This is a genomic window from Henriciella mobilis (assembly GCF_003576315.1).
Lineage (GTDB): Bacteria > Pseudomonadota > Alphaproteobacteria > Caulobacterales > Hyphomonadaceae > Henriciella > Henriciella mobilis.
The window spans coordinates 16,154-34,488 of record NZ_QWFZ01000015.1; the positions used below are offsets into that span (position 1 = coordinate 16,154).

An 18,335-nucleotide genomic window follows, 5' to 3' on the forward strand; every position below is an offset into this window, starting at 1 on the left:
ACTTCGTGAACTGCTCGATGCCGTCTGGACACGCCGCGCGACGAAAATCACCGGGAGATAGGTATGGATCTCAGCTATGGTCAGGCTGCGGAAGCGTTTCGCAAGGAAGTTCGCGCTTTCATCAAGGAAAGATGGGCGCCCCAGTCCGTCGAACGAAGTGACATGAAGGCTTATGTGGCTGCCTTCAGAAAAGCAGCAACTGAAGCGGGTTACCTCTACCGGGCAATTCCAAAAAAGTGGGGCGGTTCGGAACAGTCTCCAGATGTGATCAAGGCGCAGGTCATCCGAGAGGAATTTACCCGGGCACGGGCGCCCATGGAAGTACCGGGCAACGGCATGAACATGCTGGTGCCGACCTTGCTGGAGCGCGGAACCGAAGAGCAGAAAAGGCTGTTCATACCGCCGACTATGGCAGGGGATTATGTATGGGGACAGGGCTATTCAGAACCGGGGACCGGTTCTGATCTGGCGTCCGTCAGAACCCGGGCTGAACTGGTTGGTGACAAGTGGATCATCAATGGCCAGAAGATCTGGACGAGCCAGGGCGGCAAGGCAACACACATGTTCGCGCTGGTCCGCACGGAGCCAGATGCCGGTAAGCATGATGGTATTTCCTATCTTCTGATTGATCTGGATCAGCCCGGCGTATCACGCCGACCCATTCGCCAGATGACAGGCGAGAGCGGCTTCTTTGAATTCTTCTTTGATAATGCCGAAACACCTGCAAGTTGGATTGTCGGCGAACGTGGGCAGGGCTGGAATGTATCGCGTACCACGCTGAAGCACGAACGCGCGTCGATCGGTTCCGCGGCAATGCTCGGCAATCAATTTGAAAAACTGGTCGAGCTTGCCAAGGAAATGACCCGCAACGGGCAGCCGGCCATCAAGGACCCCGAAGTCCGCCAGGCGCTAACGCGGATCGAGGGCTGGGTCATGTCTCACCGATATTCATCATACCGGATCATGTCGAATGCCATTCATGGCGACGAGGCAGGGATAATCTCGCTGATGATGAAGCTGCTTCTGACGGAAATCGGTCACGATATCGCGCTGACTGCGCAGGATCTCATTGGTGATGAGGGCCTTGTCGAGCCAGCGCCAGCCGGCACGCGTGGGCGCGGCCCTGAAAAGTGGCTGGATCAGATCATGGGCTCGCTTGGCAATTCGATCGCTGGCGGCACGACCAATATACAGCGAAACATTATCGGGGAGCGGGGCCTCGACCTTCCCCGCGACCTTGCCATGGAGCGAGGCCAATGAGATTTCATCTCGACAGCGATCAGATCGCCATACAGGACACGCTCTTCGGTGTGGTCTCAGAAGTCCTGACTCGTGAAAAACTCGATGCATTCATTGATGGCGAAGGTGATTTCGAACCCGATAGCTGGGCTGCGGTCAGCGAGCTGGAATTTTTCGGCCTTATGGTACCTGAGGCGCTGGGCGGATCGGGCCTTGGCCTCCTAGAGGCAGCCCTCGTATCGGAATCGCTTGGACGTGCTGCGGCCCCGGGGCCATTCATCGGTCAGTTCCTGACTGCTATCGCCCTCTCATCCACAACCAATGAGACGGCGAGGGATGCTTTTCTCGATGGGGTTGCCAAGGGTAAAACAGTCTCGACATTTGCATTTGGCGGCAACTGGTTGCCGGAGAGTTGGAGTGTCGAATCGGATGGAAAGAGCGCTCGCGGCGAGGTGCGTTTTGTGCCTTCGGCGAACGCGGCCAGTCTCTTCCTGACTGGCACAAAGAATGGCGGGATCGCGCTCATTGAAGCGGGCGACGAGGTAGCCATAAATCGTCATCGATCGACTGATCGCAGCAGGCCTGCATCAGCGGTTAAGTTCGATGAAGCTGCCGCCCACACTCTGTTCGAGCCGGGTGATCCATTGGTCCAGCGCCTCTTTGATGCGGCGCTGGTCCTGATCGCGGCTGACGCGCTCGGCGGCGCGCAATACTGCGCGGATCTGTCGGTTTCCTATGCGAAGGAACGTGAGCAGTTTGGTCAGCCGATTGGCCGTTTTCAGGCCCTGAAGCACCAATTGTCGACTATGGCGCTTAACGTGGAGCCGTCTCGCTCGCTCGTCTGGTATGCCGCGCATGCCTGGGACGAGGAACAGAAAGATGCATCTCGCACGGCTGCGCTGGCAAAGGCGCACTTGTGTGATCGTTTCGTCGAGGTGACCCGCGACGCCATCGCGGCGCATGGCGGTATAGGTTACACGTGGGAATACGGACTGAATATCTGGTTCCGGCGATCGGTCTTTGACCGGGCTGTGCTTGGCAGTCCCTCAGTCCATCGAGAGCGCGCCGCTACGCTTGCCGGTTGGTAGTCAGTCCACAGGAGCAATCTGGTATGATCGAGCGGCGACATATTCGCGCTCTAGTTTCGAAATAACGTCTTCGACGGAAAGAATGTCGTCGACCAGGGCGGTGCTGTGTCCACCACTCCAGATGTCTCGCCACGGCTTCACTCCATCTGGTAGGATGTAACGGGCGTCGCCTTTGCCGTTCGGGTCGATTCCATGATTGGTAAGCGAGGGTTTGAGGAAATTCGCTCCAATCCCAACCAATCTCTCAGTCCAATAGACGTCCGATAGTGATGCTTCTGCCAGCATTTGCTTGTGACCCGGTGGCACACCCGATTCCTTGGTCGCGATGAAGCGGGTACCCATGCAGACCATGTCTGCTCCAAGAAGCTCGGCGGCCGCGATGCCTTCACCACTGGCGACACCGCCTGCCAGCTGGATAATTCCGTCGAAGAAGCGGCGGACTGCGGGCACAAAGGCGAAGGGGCTGAGCAGGCCGCCAAGGCCGCCGGCACCTGCGCAGACCAGCATCAGTCCATCGACGCCGACAGCGACCGCCTTCTCGGCCTGTTCGACTGTCGTTGCATCGTGAATGACGATGCCCCCCCAATCATGCACCTGTTTGACGAGCTCGGCCGGGTTCCCGGCATTGCTGGTTATGATTGGTAATCTCGACGCTCTGCAGACCGAGATCTCATGTTTGAGCCGGTCAGCGGGCTTGTGGCGGGAAACATTGATATTGACCGCAAAGGTTGGCGGTGACCCGCCTGCGTCGCGGAGCGTTCGCTGAAAGTCGAGCAGCTCCTCGACCCAGGCGCGCAGACCGCGATCCTGCGCTGCATTGTGGGTAGGAAAGCAACCGATAATGCCGGCTTCCATACAAGCTTTTATGAGCGCCGGAACAGAAGCAATCGACATGGGGGCCGCCATAAGAGGTAAGCGTAGGCCAAATTGCGCTATTCTCGACGACATTCCCCATATCCTTCTTTGATAGACAATTATATAACCAAGTCATATAAGTATGTCGAATTTCAGGGAGCTGCAAATGGCCTTCAAGACACGTATTACCGAGCTTCTCGATATCGAGCACCCAATCGTACAGGGTGGCATGCAGAGCGTTGGCGTCGCCGAGTTGGCCTCAGCAGTTTCAAATGCTGGAGGACTGGGCATCCTCACTGCGCTAACCCAACCGTCTCCCGATGCGTTGAGAGAAGAAATCGAGAAATGCCGGTCGATGACGGACAAGCCATTCGGCGTGAACCTGACCGTTTTTCCCACGATGAACTCTCCTGACTATGCCGCCTATACGAATGCCATCATCGAGAGTGGTGTGACGATTGTGGAAACGGCCGGAACGTCAGCGGTGGCCGAATTTTGGGACATGATGAAACCGCACGGTATTCGCATCCTGCACAAATGCACTTCGGTGCGCCATTCCCTGTCTGCTGAGCGAAAAGGTGTGGATGCTATATCGATTGATGGTTTTGAATGCGCGGGACATCCCGGTGAAGATGATATTCCCGGCCTTGTTCTTATTCCCTGCGCTGCTGATCAGGTCAAAATTCCCATGATTGCCTCAGGCGGTTTTGGGGATGGACGGGGACTGGTTGCTGCCTTGGCGCTTGGCGCCGACGGCATCAATATGGGGACGCGTTTTTGCGCAACCCAGGAAGCGCAAATCCATCCCAATGTGAAGCAGGCCTACGTCGACAATGACGAGCGCGGCACGCATCTGATTTTCCGCAAATTCAAGAATACGGCTCGCGTCGGCAAGAGCGAAGTGTCAGACGAGGTTGTACGTCGGCTGGCAGAACCGGACTCGAAGTTCAAGGACGTAGCAGAACTTGTTGCCGGCTCCGCAGGACGCGAACTTCTGAAAACGGGAGATCTCTCGAAGGGCGTCTTTTGGGCAAGCATGGTCCAGGGCCTGATCCACGATATTCCGACAGTTCAGGAACTTGTAGACCGGATCATTGGCGAGGCGGATGCCATTCTCGATGACAGACTCGTCAAAATGAGAGCATCACTTCCTTAAAAGGTTTCTATTAGTCATGATAATTTCGTTTCGTAGCTGATATTGTTAAATGTAGCCCTTTAAAAGGTACCTAATTACGTAGTGTTCCTTATTCCGGTTTTGGGGGGCGTGCTTACTCTTTCGGGTGTCATCTGACTGTCTAAGGAGAAAGCCGATGAGACCTTTTGTGTTCAGCTGCGACGCGCACATTGCGGAGCCCCCCGATCTTTTCACGCGTGCCATGCCGGATTCGCTTAAACAGTATGCAATCAATGGCCAGAAAGATGGTGACTACAGGATTACGCGGATCGGAGATCAGGTCATCCTGAAGGTCAAAGCGAATTTTCATAGCCACAAGACCGGCCAGAGCGATGCCGGATTTGCTCAGCAGGCGATGTCAAATGACGTCGATACAACACGGCGAGGCGCTCGCGACCTGAATCTGCGTTTTGAGGATATGGACCGAGACGGGGTTGATGCTGAACTCGTCTTTCCGTCTCTCGGCCTGATGCTACCACGAATAGCTGACCGCGACGGTCAGCGCGAAGCTTGCAAGGTCTACAATGACTGGGCCTGGGATTATTGTTCAGAGTCCGACGGGCGCTTGGTGCCCGCCGCCATGATCCCCTGCATCGATTTTGAAGATGCCCTCGTTGAATGCAAGCGCGCCGCCGCCATGGGCTATGCAGCCTTCTGCCTCTGGGAGGGCATGAACAATTACAATGACCCGCGTTGGGACCCGATTTTTGCCTTTGCCGGCAACCATGGCATTCCGCTTGTATTCCATACTGGCGTCGGCGTGACAGACATAAGGGCCCTGAAAGGGCCGGGCAGTGCCATGTTCAACTATACCCGCCAGATGAATGACGCGGTCGACATCATTGCCCAGCTGGTGGCTGGAGGCGTCTTGGACCGTAACCCGAACGCCCATATCCTGTTTGCCGAGCATTCTGCGGGCTGGCTGTGGGGGTTGGCCGAGCGGATGGATGAGATTTATCACGGGCACGCCCCCGTTGTGCATCCGAAGCTGTCGAGGCTGCCGAGCGAAATCATCCGTGACCAGGTTCATTGCGCCCTGCAGAATGACGTGGGATCAGTCGCAACCCGGAAAGGGGTCGGCGTTGAAGCCCTGTTGTTCGCGACCGACTATCCTCATTCTGAAGGGACATTCCCGTTCTCCAGAAATGTTGTGCAGCGGATGATGGAAGAAAATCCGGATGCTAGTGCAGATGATTTTGTGGCCATTCTTGGTGGAAACGCCGCAAGGCTTTTCAAGAGAGCAGGTCTGGAGTCGCAAGTCGCCGCGCGAGCAGCTGAGCTAGCCTGATTGTCAGCTCGAACGGGGAGGTCGTGACAATTGAAAACGTTCCGAGCCAGCGCCATCCGTCGACTGTTTGCTGGGTGGCACTGGCTCCGAACGTTAGACGAGCCTTGAAGTGTGACCAGCCCAGTAGGCTTCGCGAATTTTCTTTTTGTAGAGCTTGCCGTTCTCGCCACGCGGCAACGATGCTGCGAAATCGATTGATCTCGGGCATTTGACCGTTGACAGATCCGCCCGGCACCATTCGATGAGCGCGTCAGCAAAGTCTGGGTTCGCATCCGTCGCATTGACTGGCTTAACTACGGCTTTCACCTCTTCGCCCATCTCAGCATTCGGCACGCCGATTACGGCCGCGTCGAGCACGCCCGGATGGGAAATCAGCCTGTCTTCGATTTCCTGCGGATAGATGTTTACCCCGCCCGATATGATCATGAACGATTTGCGGTCGGTCAGGAACAGATATCCGTCTGAATCAAGATAACCGACGTCACCCAGTGTCGACCAGCCGGGGTGATCTGGGTGACGTGCCTCGCGGGTTTTCTTGTCGTCGTTCAGATATTTGAAGTCCCAGCCACCCTCGAAATAGATAAGTCCTGGTTCGCCGGCGGGCAGCTCCGTTCCATCATCCGAGCAAATGTGGATCGTGCCCCAATTGGCCCTGCCTACGGAGCCCGGCTTTTTAAGCCACTCTTCAGATGTGATGGATGTCGATCCATTGCCCTCCGAGCCACCATAATATTCCAGAAGGATGGGACCGAGCCATTCGATCATCTGGTGTTTGATGTCGACAGGGCAGGGAGCGGCCGCGTGGATGACTGTTGTCAGGCTCGACACGTCGTAGCTCAGCCTTTCCTCTTCCGGCATGCGCAGCATACGGACGAACATGGTTGGCACCATCTGGGTGACTGACACCTTGTATTTTTCGATTGCCGCAAGCGCACGATCGGGCGTGAATCGCTCCATGACAATTACCGTGGCCCCCAAGCGATGGCATGAGGTCGAAAACGCCAGCGGTGCGGTATGATAAAGCGGGGCTGGACTGAGATAGACGGTATCCGGTCCTATGCCGTAATTCTCCCTCGCCCTTTCGGCGAGCGGGTGAGGCGCGGTTGCGGGGCCGCCTGACAGAGGCTGGCGAATGCCCTTCGGCTTGCCGGTGGTGCCCGATGAATAAACCATGTGGAATCCGGCAGTTTCATTCGAAAGCGGATGCGAAGGCTGTCCGGAGATCGCGGCATGCCAGTCATCACTGCCCGCGAGGCTGACATTGATCGAGAAGACATGTTCTACGCATTCGGGAAGATGGTCTTCGGCCAGGTTTCTGGCGTGCTGCACGTCTGCGCTTGTGACCAATATCCGTGCTCCGCTGTCGGACAGGATGTAGGCAGCTTCGTCTGCGTTGAAGGATGTTGAAATGGGAGCAATATAAAGGCCGATGCGCTGGGCGGCCCAATAAACTACAAAATAGTCGACACCGTTCTTCAGGAAGATGGCAATCGTGTCGCCGGCATTGAGGCCGAGCTCTCGAAGAAGATGGGCGGCCTGATTTGCTTTTGCCTCCAAATCGCCATACGTCAGACAATCTGCGCTCGCGGCCATTATTACGGCTGGATGGTCGGGGTTTCGCGCGGCGTGTTCCCTTGGATGCGACATGCTATTGCTCCCTGGACTGTCCCGTCGCCACAAACTGGCAAATAAACGATCAAGCTGTTAGACCTAGTTATATATATTATGTCACAAAGCGGAAAGAGCGCTGCTTAATAGACAGGTATGGCGGAAGGAATTGAGACATGGTCACCAAGACGACTGCAGTAAGTAGCCGTACCGGAGCCCGGAAAGGGACAACCCCGCGTATTCGCACACCCAAGACATCGGAAGTCGTTGCTGACCAGATCCGGGCGCAAATCGTCAGAGGTGAACTTGTGGAAGGTGATACGCTGCCGCCTGAAGGGCAGCTCATGGAAACACTCGGCGTTTCACGTCCGACTCTGCGAGAGGCTTATCGTATACTGGAAGCTGAGAACTTCATCAGCGTAACTCGTGGTTCCAGATCAGGCGCGCAAGTCCATCAGCCTCAAGTCGAAGTTGCTGCACGATACGCAGGCTATATCCTTCAATCTCAGGGCACAACAATTGCAGATCTTTACGCATCACAGATGGCAATCGAGCCGTTCACGGTACGAAGCCTTTGCCGGATGCGAAACAATAAGGCTGCTGTGACGGCCCTCAGTGAGCATTGCGAATACCTTGTCACCCTCATTGAGGACGAACGGATAGACGCCTTTACTAAAGGCGTTGCGGAATTCCACAGCCTGCTTGTGAAGCTGACAGGGAACAAGACTCTTACCCTGATCACGCAGCTGCTTCAGGATTTGATGGCCAACCATAAAGCAGACCTTATGCGACGTGACCCCATTGAAAAGGACGCGCGTAAGAAGCGGCTTAACAGTGCGATCAAATCCTATCGCAAGCTTATCAAGCTGATTGCTGACAAAGAAGAAGAGGCTGCCGTGGCGCATTGGCGACTGCACCTGAAGAACGCTCACGCATCTTGGGCGAGAGCTGGCGAAGGCGAACGCGTCGTCGATGCCATTAATGCCTACTGACCGGGGCTTTATAAACGCTTTTGCGGTAGCGGCTGAAAAGCAACCGGAGGCCGTGGTCCGGTTCCATTCACCCGATGCCGGCGAACGCGTGATGATGCTTGTCGACATCTACCGGAAGGGCTGCCGTGTCGGCCGGGCCCTGCAATCCATGGGAATTGGCAAGGGAGACGTGGTCGCCACCATGCTTCCAGGCTGGCCTGAATGGCTGACGGCCTTTATCGGGGCAAGCTATGCCGGAGCGGTGTTCATGCCGGTTTCGACAATCTACAAGACCCGGGAATTGAGCTTCATCCTTCGCCAGTCGCGGGCATCCGTCATCGTGACACCTACAAGCTATCGGGGCGTCGATTATGCGCGTCTCCTCGAAGATTGCGGAGACTTGCCGGCGCTGAATCACCGTTTCCTCGTCGACCCTTCCGCTCCCAGCAGTTGGCATGCGCTCGAAGAAAGCGAAAGCGCAGGAACGACGCCTGCAGAAACGTCGAGTCGCGACGTTGCTTTCATGGTCTTCACATCGGGTACGACATCGGCTCCGAAAGGCGTCCTTCATTCTGCGTCCACATTGCTTGGCGAGATTGAAGCCCAAAAAGCTGCTCGCGCAGACATTTCCAACGAGACTATCCTCTGCCCCTGGCCGCCCGGACACGTCGCAGGCGCTTTGCAAATGCTGCGCTTTCTGGTTTCCGGTACGCCGCTCATTGTCATGGAGAAATGGGACGCAGCGGAAGCCGCCAGGCTGATTGAGACGCACAAGGCGACCACATCGTCCGGTACGCCGTTCCACATGGCTGGCTTGCTTGACGCGGCAGAAGAGGATGGGCGTAGCTTGTCCAGTCTTCAAAGCTACGTCCTTGGCGCGGCGCCTGTGCCTGCTGCGCTGGTCCAGGCGTGCGAGGATAGAGGGATTGTGACGGTTCACTCATACGGGTCCAGTGAGCATCCGACCGTGACGATGGCGGCTAATGATGACCCGCTGGAAAAGCGCCTCCACACCGAAGGCCGCCCAATGCACGGAAACGAAATCCGGATCGTCGACGAGGCTGGAAGTGATTTGCCTGTTGGCGAGCCCGGGGAAATCCTCACGCGAGGGCCCGAACGCTTCCTGGGTTATCTGGACAAGGACCTCGACAAGCAGGCCTTTCTTCCGGGGGGATGGTATCGCACCGGCGATGTAGGTCGTCTGGACGAGGATGGATTCCTTCTGATCACTGACCGAAAGAAGGACATTATCATTAGGGGCGGTGAGAATATCTCGTCTCGTGATGTCGAGGATGTCGCTCGGTTGATATCAGGAGTTCGCGATTCGGCGGCGGTTGCTGTCCCCGATGACCGTCTGGGCGAGCGCATCAAACTTTTTGTCGAGATGGAGAGCGGCGAGACTATGAATTTGGACGCAATGCAGGCCCATTACCGTGCGCAAGGCGTAGCTTCCCAGAAAATTCCAGAATTTCTTGAGATAATCGATTCGTTGCCTCGCAATGACAACGGCAAGGTGCTCAAGGTCGAGCTGCGCAATCGTCGCTACTAACGCTACCTTGCGCATTGAGTTATTTAACTAGGTGTGCTTTCTATTGAGCTGGTCGCGGCGCCGCCGCGATAGATGCGATAGGAAGGCGATACCGGAATGAGCGATCTCAAACTCCCCGAGGCCGCGTTCATGCAGGATGAGGAAATCCGCATGTTCGCAGACGCAGCTCAGAAGTTCTTTTCTCGCGCTGCGCCCCCGGAACGCGTGTCCAAATGGGTCGAGGATGGGCAGGTCGAGCGTGAATTCTGGAAAGAGGTGGGAGAAGCCGGCTTTCTGGGCGTTAGCGTGCCCGAGGAATATGGTGGACCTGGCGGAGACTTTCGCCATGATATCGTCCTGTGCGAGACCTGCCAGCGCCTAGGTCTGGAAGGGTTTGCAATTACTTTGCATAACGTCATCGTCACGCCCTATATCCAGCTCCACGGCACAAAAGAGCAAAAGGAACGCTGGCTTCCGAAACTCGTTTCCGGTGACCGGGTATGCGCGATCGCCATGAGTGAACCGGGCGCCGGCTCTGACCTGCAGGCCATTCGAACCACGGCTGTTCGTGATGGGAATGGCTACAGGTTGAATGGATCAAAGACGTTCATTTCAAACGGACAGATTGCTGACTTTATCGTTGTTGTCTGCAAGACCGACCCGACAAAAGGAGCGCGTGGCGTCTCGCTCCTGGTCATCGAAACCGAAGGCTTGGAAGGATTCCGTCGGGGCAAGAAACTCGACAAGATTGGTCACGAAGCACAGGATACGTCGGAGCTCTTCTTCGACGACGTTTTCGTTCCGGCTGATAACCTACTTGGTGGGGAAGAAGGAAAGGGCTTCTTCCAGCTCATGGCCGAGTTGCCGAGAGAGCGGCTCATCATTGCTGTGAATTCCGTGATTTCCATGGAAAAGGCGATCAACTGGACGATTGATTACACAAAGGAGCGCAAGGCGTTCGGCCAGCCTGTGTTTGACTTTCAGAACACGCAATTCAAGCTTGCCGACTGCAAGGCGAAAGCGGTCGTAGCGCGAACCTTCGTGAATGATTGCATCGAGAAAGCAATCGCCGGCACGCTCGACAATGATACCTCGGCCATCGCCAAGATGTGGGTGACCGATACCGAGTGGGAGGTCGTTGACGAATGCCTACAGCTCCACGGCGGCTATGGTTATGTCAACGAATACCCCATCGCTCGCCAGTTCAGAAATTCCCGAATCCAGAAAATATACGGCGGGTCGAATGAGATCATGAAAGTGTTGATCGCGCGCGGACTTTAAAGACGAAATTCCAGCAAAGGGAGACCGGAAGCGATGAGCGAACATGTGCTTAAACTTGACCCGCCCGCTTTTGGGCCGGACCGCAATTTTCTGCCAGATGCGGTCTTTTCCGAAGACGTTGTGATGATCCTGTCTGACGGAAGCGAAAGCGCCCAGGCTATTGCCGATGCGTTCGCATCTGTAGGCGCATCGGTCGCCGCAGTCGGGCCCGACCTACCGGCCGCAAAACGGGTTTCGGGCATTGCGGCCGGGCATGGCCGAAAGAGCCTCGAGGCAGCCTGGGCAGCAGATCCAAGTAGCCTTCTCAGGAAGGCCGCCGGGGACTTGGGACCCATAAACCACATGGTTTCAGTTAACGTCGATGACAAAGTGCTTTCGGCATTCCTCAAGGCTTTTGAAGGGGTTCCGTCCGATCCGGGAATGATGCGAAACTGTGTGATCATCTCGTCTCCTAGTAAATCGGACCAGGTTACAAACGGGACGAGACAATTTCGGATAAATCATATTGAGGTTGATCTATGCCGAGGCGCGGAAGGTCTGGTGGGCCGGGCCGGCGGGACCTTCGAGCTCGGATGGGCCGTTGCCTTTTTCTGTTCTCCCTATGCCCGTGAGATCGATGGTCAAAGGCTAAGGCTTGATGGGGGAATGGTATGAGCCGCACAGTTCCGAGCTGGCTTGATGATCCTGTGTGCGTTGTCGTTGGTCATGGAGATGGGGTTGAGGCAGCCGCCCATGAGTTAGCGGCGGCCGGCGCAACGATCGCGCGAGGACCCATCACGTCAGACCCGGCCGCCGCGCTTGGCGCAATTGAAGCTGCCGAAAAGGCGGCCAGGGACCCGGTCACCATCGTCCTGCATGCATCTGGCGGCCAGGATGTTGCTGCAACCGCATATGGCAAGGCGTTTACGGTTTATCTCGAGAACAGGGAGCTGAATGGTGCATTCTTGCTGCTCGAGCCTGCCGGGACGGATGCAAGGCAGGCGCTTGTTGAACTGTCGGGCCCAAGGCTTAGAGCAAATGCGATCGCGACCAATTATGCGTACGGTGGGCCGCTTAAGAAGCTACGTGCGCTCGGTGCGCTCGCGGCCTATCTCGCCAGCGACTACGCCGCGTATGTTTATGGGGCTTGTCTCGGCGTAGATCGCTCGGATTCTCAGCAAGGGCATCCATAGGCCAATTCATGTCAGGGGCGCAGGATCCAGCCGCCATCGACGTGTAAGACCTGTCCGGAAATCCAGCCGCCGGCCGGAGAAACAAGCAGAAGAAGTGCACCGACCAGTTCGTCGGGTTCACCGCGCAGTCGCAACGTCACCATACCTTCAAGCATCTTCACAAAGGGCGAATCCTCAGGCGTCAGGGTCGCGCCCGCGTCCGACATGGTATTGCCAGGCGCGATGGCGTTGACGGCGATCTTCTGGCTGCCCAGCTCCCGCGACAGCGTGGTTGTCAGTCCAACGAGTGCGATCTTTGTGATTCCATACACTGTTTGTGCGGGAAACGCACCGCCGGAAACCTGGTTAACTATGCGTCCGCCACCGCGTTCAGCCATAAGCGGCGCGACTGCCTGAGAGCAGTTGAGCGCCCCTGTGAGATTGACCGCAATCGCCTTGTTCCACGATTCAAGATCGATCTGAATGGCCGGTTTGGAAACAATTTCGACCATGAGGGCGGCATTGTTCACGAGGATATCGACCCCACTGAATGCGGCCGTGGTCTCTGCCACCATGGCGTTCACGCTGGATCGATCAGTAATGTCGACCTGAACCGAAATCGCCTCTCCACCCGATTGCCTGATCTCGTCGGCGACCTTTGCCGCACCTTCTTTGTTAAGGTCTGCGACGACGACTTTCGCGCCAGCACTGGCAAGGCCAAGTGCATATGCCCGGCCAATTGAATTGCCGCGCCCGCCAGCGCCAGTGACGATGGCGACCTGCCCGTCGACACGGAATTGATCGAGTGAAAATGCCATATCGGCTATCCTTTGTTTGTGGTGAGGGGAGGTCCGAAGAGCAAGCGACGGATCGAGGCGTTTGGCGCAAAAGATGCGGCGAAAATGTAGGCGAACGAAAAGAGGCCCCCAAGGAAGATACAGGCCAGCCCAAAAACAATACGCTTCACGGAAGCAGTTTCACGCCACGCAACCCAGGCAGCCATGAAGACCAGATGCCATGCGAAATCCAGATTAAACTGGCCGCGCCATGGATGGACAAAGTCGCCGAAAAAGAGCGCTCCGGCTCCCGATAGTCCGGCTTGACTTATTGCACGGACGGTCATGAAGGCAGTCAGCAGCCAGGCTATTGCCGACAAGAAACGCACAGCATGAACAGCGGTGGGCTTGATCATATAAGGGTGCCCTAGTTGTTGGCTATCGTTACGGTCTTGTAGTGGAGGTAAGCATCAATCCCGGCGCGGCCGCCTTCCTTTCCAAAACCGGAAATACCGACGCCGCCGAATGGTGTGTGTGGATTGATCTGGGTCGCGCCATTGATGTAGACGCCCCCCGCAACGAGTCTTTCCGAGAGACGATGGGCTCTTTTCAGGTCATTGGTCTGGATATAGGCGGCCAGTCCATAAGCCGTTGCATTGGCCATTTCCACTGCCTCGTCCTCATCTTTGAAACGGTTCACCAGCAAGACTGGCCCGAAGATTTCCTGCTGGGAAATCTCGCTATCCAGTGGAGCGTCAACGATGATTGTGGGCTCAATGAAGTTGCCCCCGGCAAGTGGGCCGCCGCAAAGGTTTCCTCCCAAGACAATGTTTCCGTCGCTATTCGACTTGACCCGTTCGAGCATGCCCATGATGCGGTCCCGGGCAGCGGTGTTGATCACAGGGCCGACCAAGACGCCCTCTTCAAAAGGGTCGCCGACCTTGAACCCAGACGCAATCGCCTTGAGCTTTTCAACGGTTTCGTCAAAGACGTCCTCGTGGACGAGCAGACGGGTTGGCAGCGCGCATCCTTGGCCAGCCATAATGCCAATCGTCCAGAAGATGGCGCGCTGACAAGCTGCCGAGATGTCAACGTCTGGAAATAGCAGTGAGGCGGATTTGCCACCCAATTCCATTATCGACGGTTTGATGTGCTCGGCGCAGGTCGCCATGATCTTCCGTGCCGTGATCGGACCACCGGTGAACGAGATCAGCGCTACTTTCGGATGCGCAACCAGCGCCTGTCCGGCTTCGCCTGTGCCGGGCAGGATTGAGACAACGCCATCTGGAATGCCGGCCTCGCGGCAGAGCGTTGCAAACAGATCAGGTGCAAACGGCGTCAGTTCCGCCGGTTTGACCACACAGCAATTACCTGCAGCCAAGGCGGGGACAACTTTCATGCAGAGCGAAATGAGGGGGCCATTCCAGGTAATGATGATGCCGACAATGCCCTTTGGCTCGGGCACTGTGTAGGAAAACTCACCCCTTGTATCGAGCGTGGAGATGAGTTCGCCTGAAAGCTTGTCACACCAGCCAGCATAATACCTGGCCCAAGCCACCGATGTTTCCACCATCCGTAACCCGTTGATAAGCGGTGTGCCGCCATCGATCGCGCCGCGCTGTGCAAAGGCCTCGGCGTTCTGTTCGATGAGATCCGCGAGCCTGAACAAAATGTCCCGGCGCACTTCGGGGGGCGTCGTTCGCCAAGCTTCGCGGGCCGTCTCCGCCTTTGCTACTGCTTCGTCAATCTCCTTTTTCCCGGCAAGCGGGAACGAAGCCTGCACGTCTTGTGTCACCGGATTGAGGTGTTGATAAGTGCCACCAGAGCCTTCTTCTATGTCAGTGTGGCCGATGCGCAGTTTTATCGGAGCCAGGGCGGTTATGTCGGGCATGGGTGTTTCTTCTATGATGGGGTTTAGGTTCAGGACCAGGTCAGGTGTAGTGATGAGAGACCCATAACGGATCCGCCTCGAACGCCGCTTGGTGGCTTTGAGGAATCGATCCGAAAGGGTGGAATTTCGGCGAGCCAATGCCGGTAGAAAGCTTCAAGCTCCATTTTCGCCAGGTGGCGGCCGAGACAGGTATGCCCGCCATACCCGAATGCGAAATGGTTGCGCTTTTCGCGATCCAGCCTGACGTCCGTGGCGTTTGGGTTGAGCGACTCGTCGAGACCGGCCATGGCGATGACGCAAAGAACCATTTCGCCAGCTTTGAGCGCGACGCCATCGAGTTCTGTATCTTTGGCGACCTGCCTTGGCAGGTTCGGAAATGTATACCGGCGCAGCAGCTCCTCAGCTGCTTCGGCGCATCGTTCAGGATGGGCGCGAAGCTGTGTCTGGAAGTCTGGATATCGGGCGAGATGGCGCGTGCCGAATGACATCGCATTGGTCACCGTATCGAGCCCTGCGAGAAACAGCAGGAAGCCGATCGACATCAGCTCCTCGAATGTGAGTTTGCGGCCCTCAAAGTCTGCGTCGATGAGGCGAGATAGAAGGTCATCCTCGCGCTTGTCCATGCGCGCCGAAATCAGGGTCTGCAGCTCGCCCATGATCTTCATGGCATAGGTCTGTGACTCTTCCGGTGAGCTGGACCTGAACATGCCGTCAATCAGACTTCGAAAGTCTTCATGTCGGTCGAGTGGAAAGCCAACGAACTCCATGAAAACCGTAACAGGTATGCGGGAGGCGACAGCCTCGACGAATTCGCATCCGCCCTTGTCCTTTACGTTTGCAACGAAATGTTTGGTCCAGTGATCGACGCGAGATTTGAGATGCGCAATCTGGCGCGGTTCAAACCAGCTCATCATGAGGCGTCTGTAGAGCAAATGCTCAGGGGGATCGAGCGATTCCGGGATCATGACTGGGGCGTTCTGCCGAGGTGGAATCTGAAGCTGACGGCTTGAGAACACTTTCGGCGTCCGAAGCACAGTCGAGATCGCGCTCGTATCCAGAACGACCCAGTGTCCGCCATTGAAAGGGGTCCAGAACAGGCCGGGCGCTTCAGATCGCAACGCAATCAGACCATCATGAATGTCCTTCTGGATGCGTGCGTCATTATAGAAATCGAACTCGACGACCCTCTCTCGCGGGACATGCTCAGGAATGTCGGATTCTGGCATCGCGCCCATCTTGTTCTCCCTTCCGTTCTTGTGCCATTAAGTAAATTCAGATTTACTTGCGGGTCAATAGGTATCTAACCAGGTCAAACATGGAAGACAGTGTCAGGCGGCGGAATCCTGAGCGGACACGCCAGTCCATCCTTTCTGCCGCGCAGGAAATATTTTCACGACGGCCCTATGCAGAGGCATCACTCAAGGAGATTACTGCTAAGGCGGGAGCCAATCCCGCCCTTGTCAGCCGTTATTTTGGATCGAAGGAAAAACTCTTCGAAGCGGCGCTAGAAGCTTCACTTGATGCTGGTCCACTCATGCCCGCATCGCGTGAATCATTCGGCGAGCAGGTGGTCAGCGCCTTTTTAAGCCCCGATCGAGGTCGGGTGAATCCCCTGTCAATGTTGATATTTTCGACGGCCGAAGCGGGCCTGCAGTCCATGGCTTTGCGTTTGTTGCAGGATCGGATTGTCGTGCCGCTATCGGCGTGGCTCGGAGAAGATGATGCTGAAACGCGCGCGGCCCGGGTCATGATGGTGGCTTCGGGCTTCTTTATCTATCGAAGTCTGTTGCCGCTCGCGTCGATGACCGGCCCGCTTGATCCAGCGACAAGACAGTGGCTCGCCAATTGTTTTCAGTCCGCGATAGACAATGGCTAGCCTTCGGTCCGCGCGCGGGCATCGATGTTTCCTGTCATATAGCTCGATTACTAGGTCATATAGGTGTAGGCTGGTAGTACGAGGGCAGGAGACGTAAGATATGGCGGTGATAACCGAGAGACTGAGGCGGGTCATGGCACTTGATCACGCCGCGAAGGCAATCGACTTCAATGAAAAATGGATTGATTGGGGGAAACTTGCTTCCCGAGTCGACGACATTGAGGTGATCTTTGCAGAACTGGGTCTCCCGCAAGGCGCGCGGATTGGTGCGTTGCTGCACAACCGACCAGGTCATGTTGCCTCCATACTCGCGGTGCTCGCGTCGGATCGTTGTCTCGTCACTCTTAATCCGGTTTATCCGGATGAAACTCTGGGTCCTGATATTCAGGCGCTTGATATTCCACTTGTTATTGGCGAGCCGTCAGATCTCGAGCGGGTGGGCGTTCAGGCTGCGATCGATCTTCTCGATGCTAGCGTAATTGAGATTGCTCCAGACCTCGAGACGGTGAAGCTGGCGCGCACTGGTCGAAATGCGGCAGCTGGTTCTAATGGGGATGTCGCAATTGAAATGCTGACAAGCGGGACCACTGGCAAACCAAAACGCGTCCCCCTCAGCCGATCGGCCTTCGACGCAAGCTTCGCTGCAATTGCGAGCCATGACAAAAGCCGCGATCCTGATGAAGAGGTCAAGCTTCGCTCTTCAACGACACTGATACTGAATCCGGTAACCCACATCGGTGGCATTTATGGTGTCATTGGGGCTCTGATGGCGGGCCGGAGGATTTGCCTGGTTGAACGCTTTTCAGTGGAAAACTGGGTTCGGGCCGTGACCCGTCATAGGCCCAAAGTGGCCCCGGCCGTACCAGCCGCGCTCAGAATGCTGATTGAAGCAGACCTCCCACGGGAGCACTTCTCAAGCCTGTCGGCGATCATCAGTGGAACGGCGCCTTTATCGCCGGATGTCGTGGATACCTTTCTCGAAAAATATGGGGTTCCGGTCCTTTCTAATTATGGGGCAACGGAGTTCGCAGGCGCCGTAGCCGCCTGGTCTCTTCCTGATTTCAAGGCCCATTGGAGAGACAAGAAGGGCGCTGCCGGACGGCTTCATTCGAGCTTGCAAGCTCGGATTGTTGAGCCTGAATCAGGGAAGATCCTGCCAGATGGGCAAGAGGGTGTGCTGGAACTCAAAGGGGCCCAGCTCGGGACGGGCGAGTCCTGGCTGCGGACCACGGACCGGGCAGTGATTGATGAAGACAGATTTCTTTTCATCAGAGGGCGCGCTGACAATGCGATTATTCGCGGTGGCTTCAAGGTTCATCCGGATGACATTGTCAGGGCGATAGAGTCTCACCCAGCAGTTCGCGAAGCAGCAATTGTCGGAGTCCCTGACGAACGTCTCGGCGAGGTGCCTGCCGCAGCCATTATCCTGAAAGATGGGGCCGAGGCGCTGAAGAGTGACGACATGCGCGCTTATCTGCGCGAGCGCCTGGTTCCCTATCAGGTGCCTGTTCACTACCGCATCGTCGATGACATTCCTCGAACGCCAAGCATGAAGCCTGCCACGTTGCCGCTCAAGAAATTGTTTGCGTCCCACTCCGAAAAGTAGCAC

Annotated in this window: 17 protein-coding genes; 11 read left to right on the plus strand and 6 right to left on the minus strand. The window is 56.3% G+C overall.

Annotation, left to right across the window (positions count from 1 at the left end; all coding sequences use genetic code 11):
• Positions 1-63: 63 nt before the first annotated feature.
• Positions 64-1,260 (plus strand): acyl-CoA dehydrogenase family protein, encoded by a 1,197-nt coding sequence (locus tag D1227_RS08230; RefSeq protein ID WP_119404478.1) that lies wholly within the window; start codon positions 64-66, stop codon positions 1,258-1,260.
• Positions 1,257-2,327 (plus strand): acyl-CoA dehydrogenase family protein, encoded by a 1,071-nt coding sequence (locus D1227_RS08235; protein WP_119404479.1) that lies wholly within the window; start codon positions 1,257-1,259, stop codon positions 2,325-2,327. Before D1227_RS08230 ends, D1227_RS08235 begins: the two co-directional genes overlap by 4 nt.
• On the opposite strand, the gene D1227_RS08240 is transcribed toward D1227_RS08235, so the two are convergent.
• Positions 2,328-3,275, minus strand: a complete 948-nt coding sequence (locus D1227_RS08240; RefSeq protein WP_119404480.1) for an NAD(P)H-dependent flavin oxidoreductase — start codon at positions 3,273-3,275, stop codon at positions 2,328-2,330.
• A 73-nt stretch (positions 3,276-3,348) separates the two neighbouring features.
• Here D1227_RS08240 and D1227_RS08245 point away from each other — a divergent pair, with 73 nt between their 5' ends.
• The gene (locus D1227_RS08245; RefSeq protein WP_119404481.1) at positions 3,349-4,338 is read left to right on the plus strand and encodes an NAD(P)H-dependent flavin oxidoreductase; all 990 of its coding nucleotides are present in this window, start codon (positions 3,349-3,351) and stop codon (positions 4,336-4,338) included.
• A gap of 154 nt (positions 4,339-4,492) precedes the next feature.
• A complete protein-coding gene (locus D1227_RS08250) occupies positions 4,493-5,644 on the plus strand; it encodes an amidohydrolase family protein (protein ID WP_119404482.1) in 1,152 nt (383 codons plus the stop codon).
• A gap of 93 nt (positions 5,645-5,737) precedes the next feature.
• Here the strand turns inward: D1227_RS08250 and D1227_RS08255 are convergent, their stop codons facing one another.
• Positions 5,738-7,291, minus strand: a complete 1,554-nt coding sequence (locus D1227_RS08255; protein WP_119404483.1) for an acyl-CoA synthetase — start codon at positions 7,289-7,291, stop codon at positions 5,738-5,740.
• Positions 7,292-7,428: 137 nt separating this feature from the next.
• On the opposite strand from D1227_RS08255, the gene D1227_RS08260 reads away from it, so the two are divergent.
• The 5 genes from D1227_RS08260 to D1227_RS08280 all read left to right on the plus strand — a co-directional run bounded on the left by D1227_RS08260 (position 7,429) and on the right by D1227_RS08280 (position 12,204).
• Complete coding sequence (locus D1227_RS08260; protein WP_119376122.1) at positions 7,429-8,244, plus strand: FadR/GntR family transcriptional regulator; 816 nt, start codon at positions 7,429-7,431, stop codon at positions 8,242-8,244.
• Entirely contained in the window at positions 8,234-9,772 is a 1,539-nt protein-coding gene (locus D1227_RS08265) for a class I adenylate-forming enzyme family protein (protein ID WP_158586606.1), read from the plus strand. The genes D1227_RS08260 and D1227_RS08265 overlap by 11 nt, the downstream gene beginning before the upstream one ends.
• A gap of 96 nt (positions 9,773-9,868) precedes the next feature.
• Positions 9,869-11,032: an acyl-CoA dehydrogenase family protein gene (locus D1227_RS08270; protein WP_119376124.1), complete on the plus strand. Its 1,164-nt coding sequence runs from the start codon at positions 9,869-9,871 to the stop codon at positions 11,030-11,032.
• Positions 11,033-11,065: 33 nt separating this feature from the next.
• The gene (locus tag D1227_RS08275; protein WP_119404485.1) at positions 11,066-11,686 is read left to right on the plus strand and encodes a hypothetical protein; all 621 of its coding nucleotides are present in this window, start codon (positions 11,066-11,068) and stop codon (positions 11,684-11,686) included.
• A complete protein-coding gene (locus D1227_RS08280) occupies positions 11,683-12,204 on the plus strand; it encodes a hypothetical protein (protein ID WP_119404486.1) in 522 nt (173 codons plus the stop codon). Before D1227_RS08275 ends, D1227_RS08280 begins: the two co-directional genes overlap by 4 nt.
• 11 nt (positions 12,205-12,215) lie before the next feature.
• Here the strand turns inward: D1227_RS08280 and D1227_RS08285 are convergent, their stop codons facing one another.
• From D1227_RS08285 to D1227_RS08300, 4 genes are read right to left on the minus strand one after another with little or no spacing between them, the layout of a single operon-like run.
• Positions 12,216-13,001 carry an SDR family oxidoreductase gene (locus D1227_RS08285; RefSeq protein ID WP_119376127.1) on the minus strand — a complete coding sequence of 262 codons (786 nt, stop codon included), beginning with the start codon at positions 12,999-13,001 and terminating at the stop codon, positions 12,216-12,218.
• 5 nt (positions 13,002-13,006) lie between these two features.
• On the minus strand, positions 13,007-13,375 hold the full coding sequence (locus D1227_RS08290; RefSeq protein WP_119404487.1) for a hypothetical protein: 369 nt from the start codon (positions 13,373-13,375) through the stop codon (positions 13,007-13,009).
• An 11-nt stretch (positions 13,376-13,386) separates the two neighbouring features.
• Complete coding sequence (locus D1227_RS08295) at positions 13,387-14,850, minus strand: aldehyde dehydrogenase family protein (RefSeq protein WP_199288316.1); 1,464 nt, start codon at positions 14,848-14,850, stop codon at positions 13,387-13,389.
• 29 nt (positions 14,851-14,879) lie between these two features.
• Positions 14,880-16,085 (minus strand): cytochrome P450, encoded by a 1,206-nt coding sequence (locus tag D1227_RS08300; RefSeq protein WP_119404488.1) that lies wholly within the window; start codon positions 16,083-16,085, stop codon positions 14,880-14,882.
• A gap of 80 nt (positions 16,086-16,165) precedes the next feature.
• Here D1227_RS08300 and D1227_RS08305 point away from each other — a divergent pair, with 80 nt between their 5' ends.
• Entirely contained in the window at positions 16,166-16,726 is a 561-nt protein-coding gene (locus D1227_RS08305) for a TetR/AcrR family transcriptional regulator (RefSeq protein ID WP_119404489.1), read from the plus strand.
• A gap of 133 nt (positions 16,727-16,859) precedes the next feature.
• Positions 16,860-18,332, plus strand: a complete 1,473-nt coding sequence (locus D1227_RS08310; protein WP_158586607.1) for a class I adenylate-forming enzyme family protein — start codon at positions 16,860-16,862, stop codon at positions 18,330-18,332.
• Positions 18,333-18,335 lie beyond the last annotated feature (3 nt).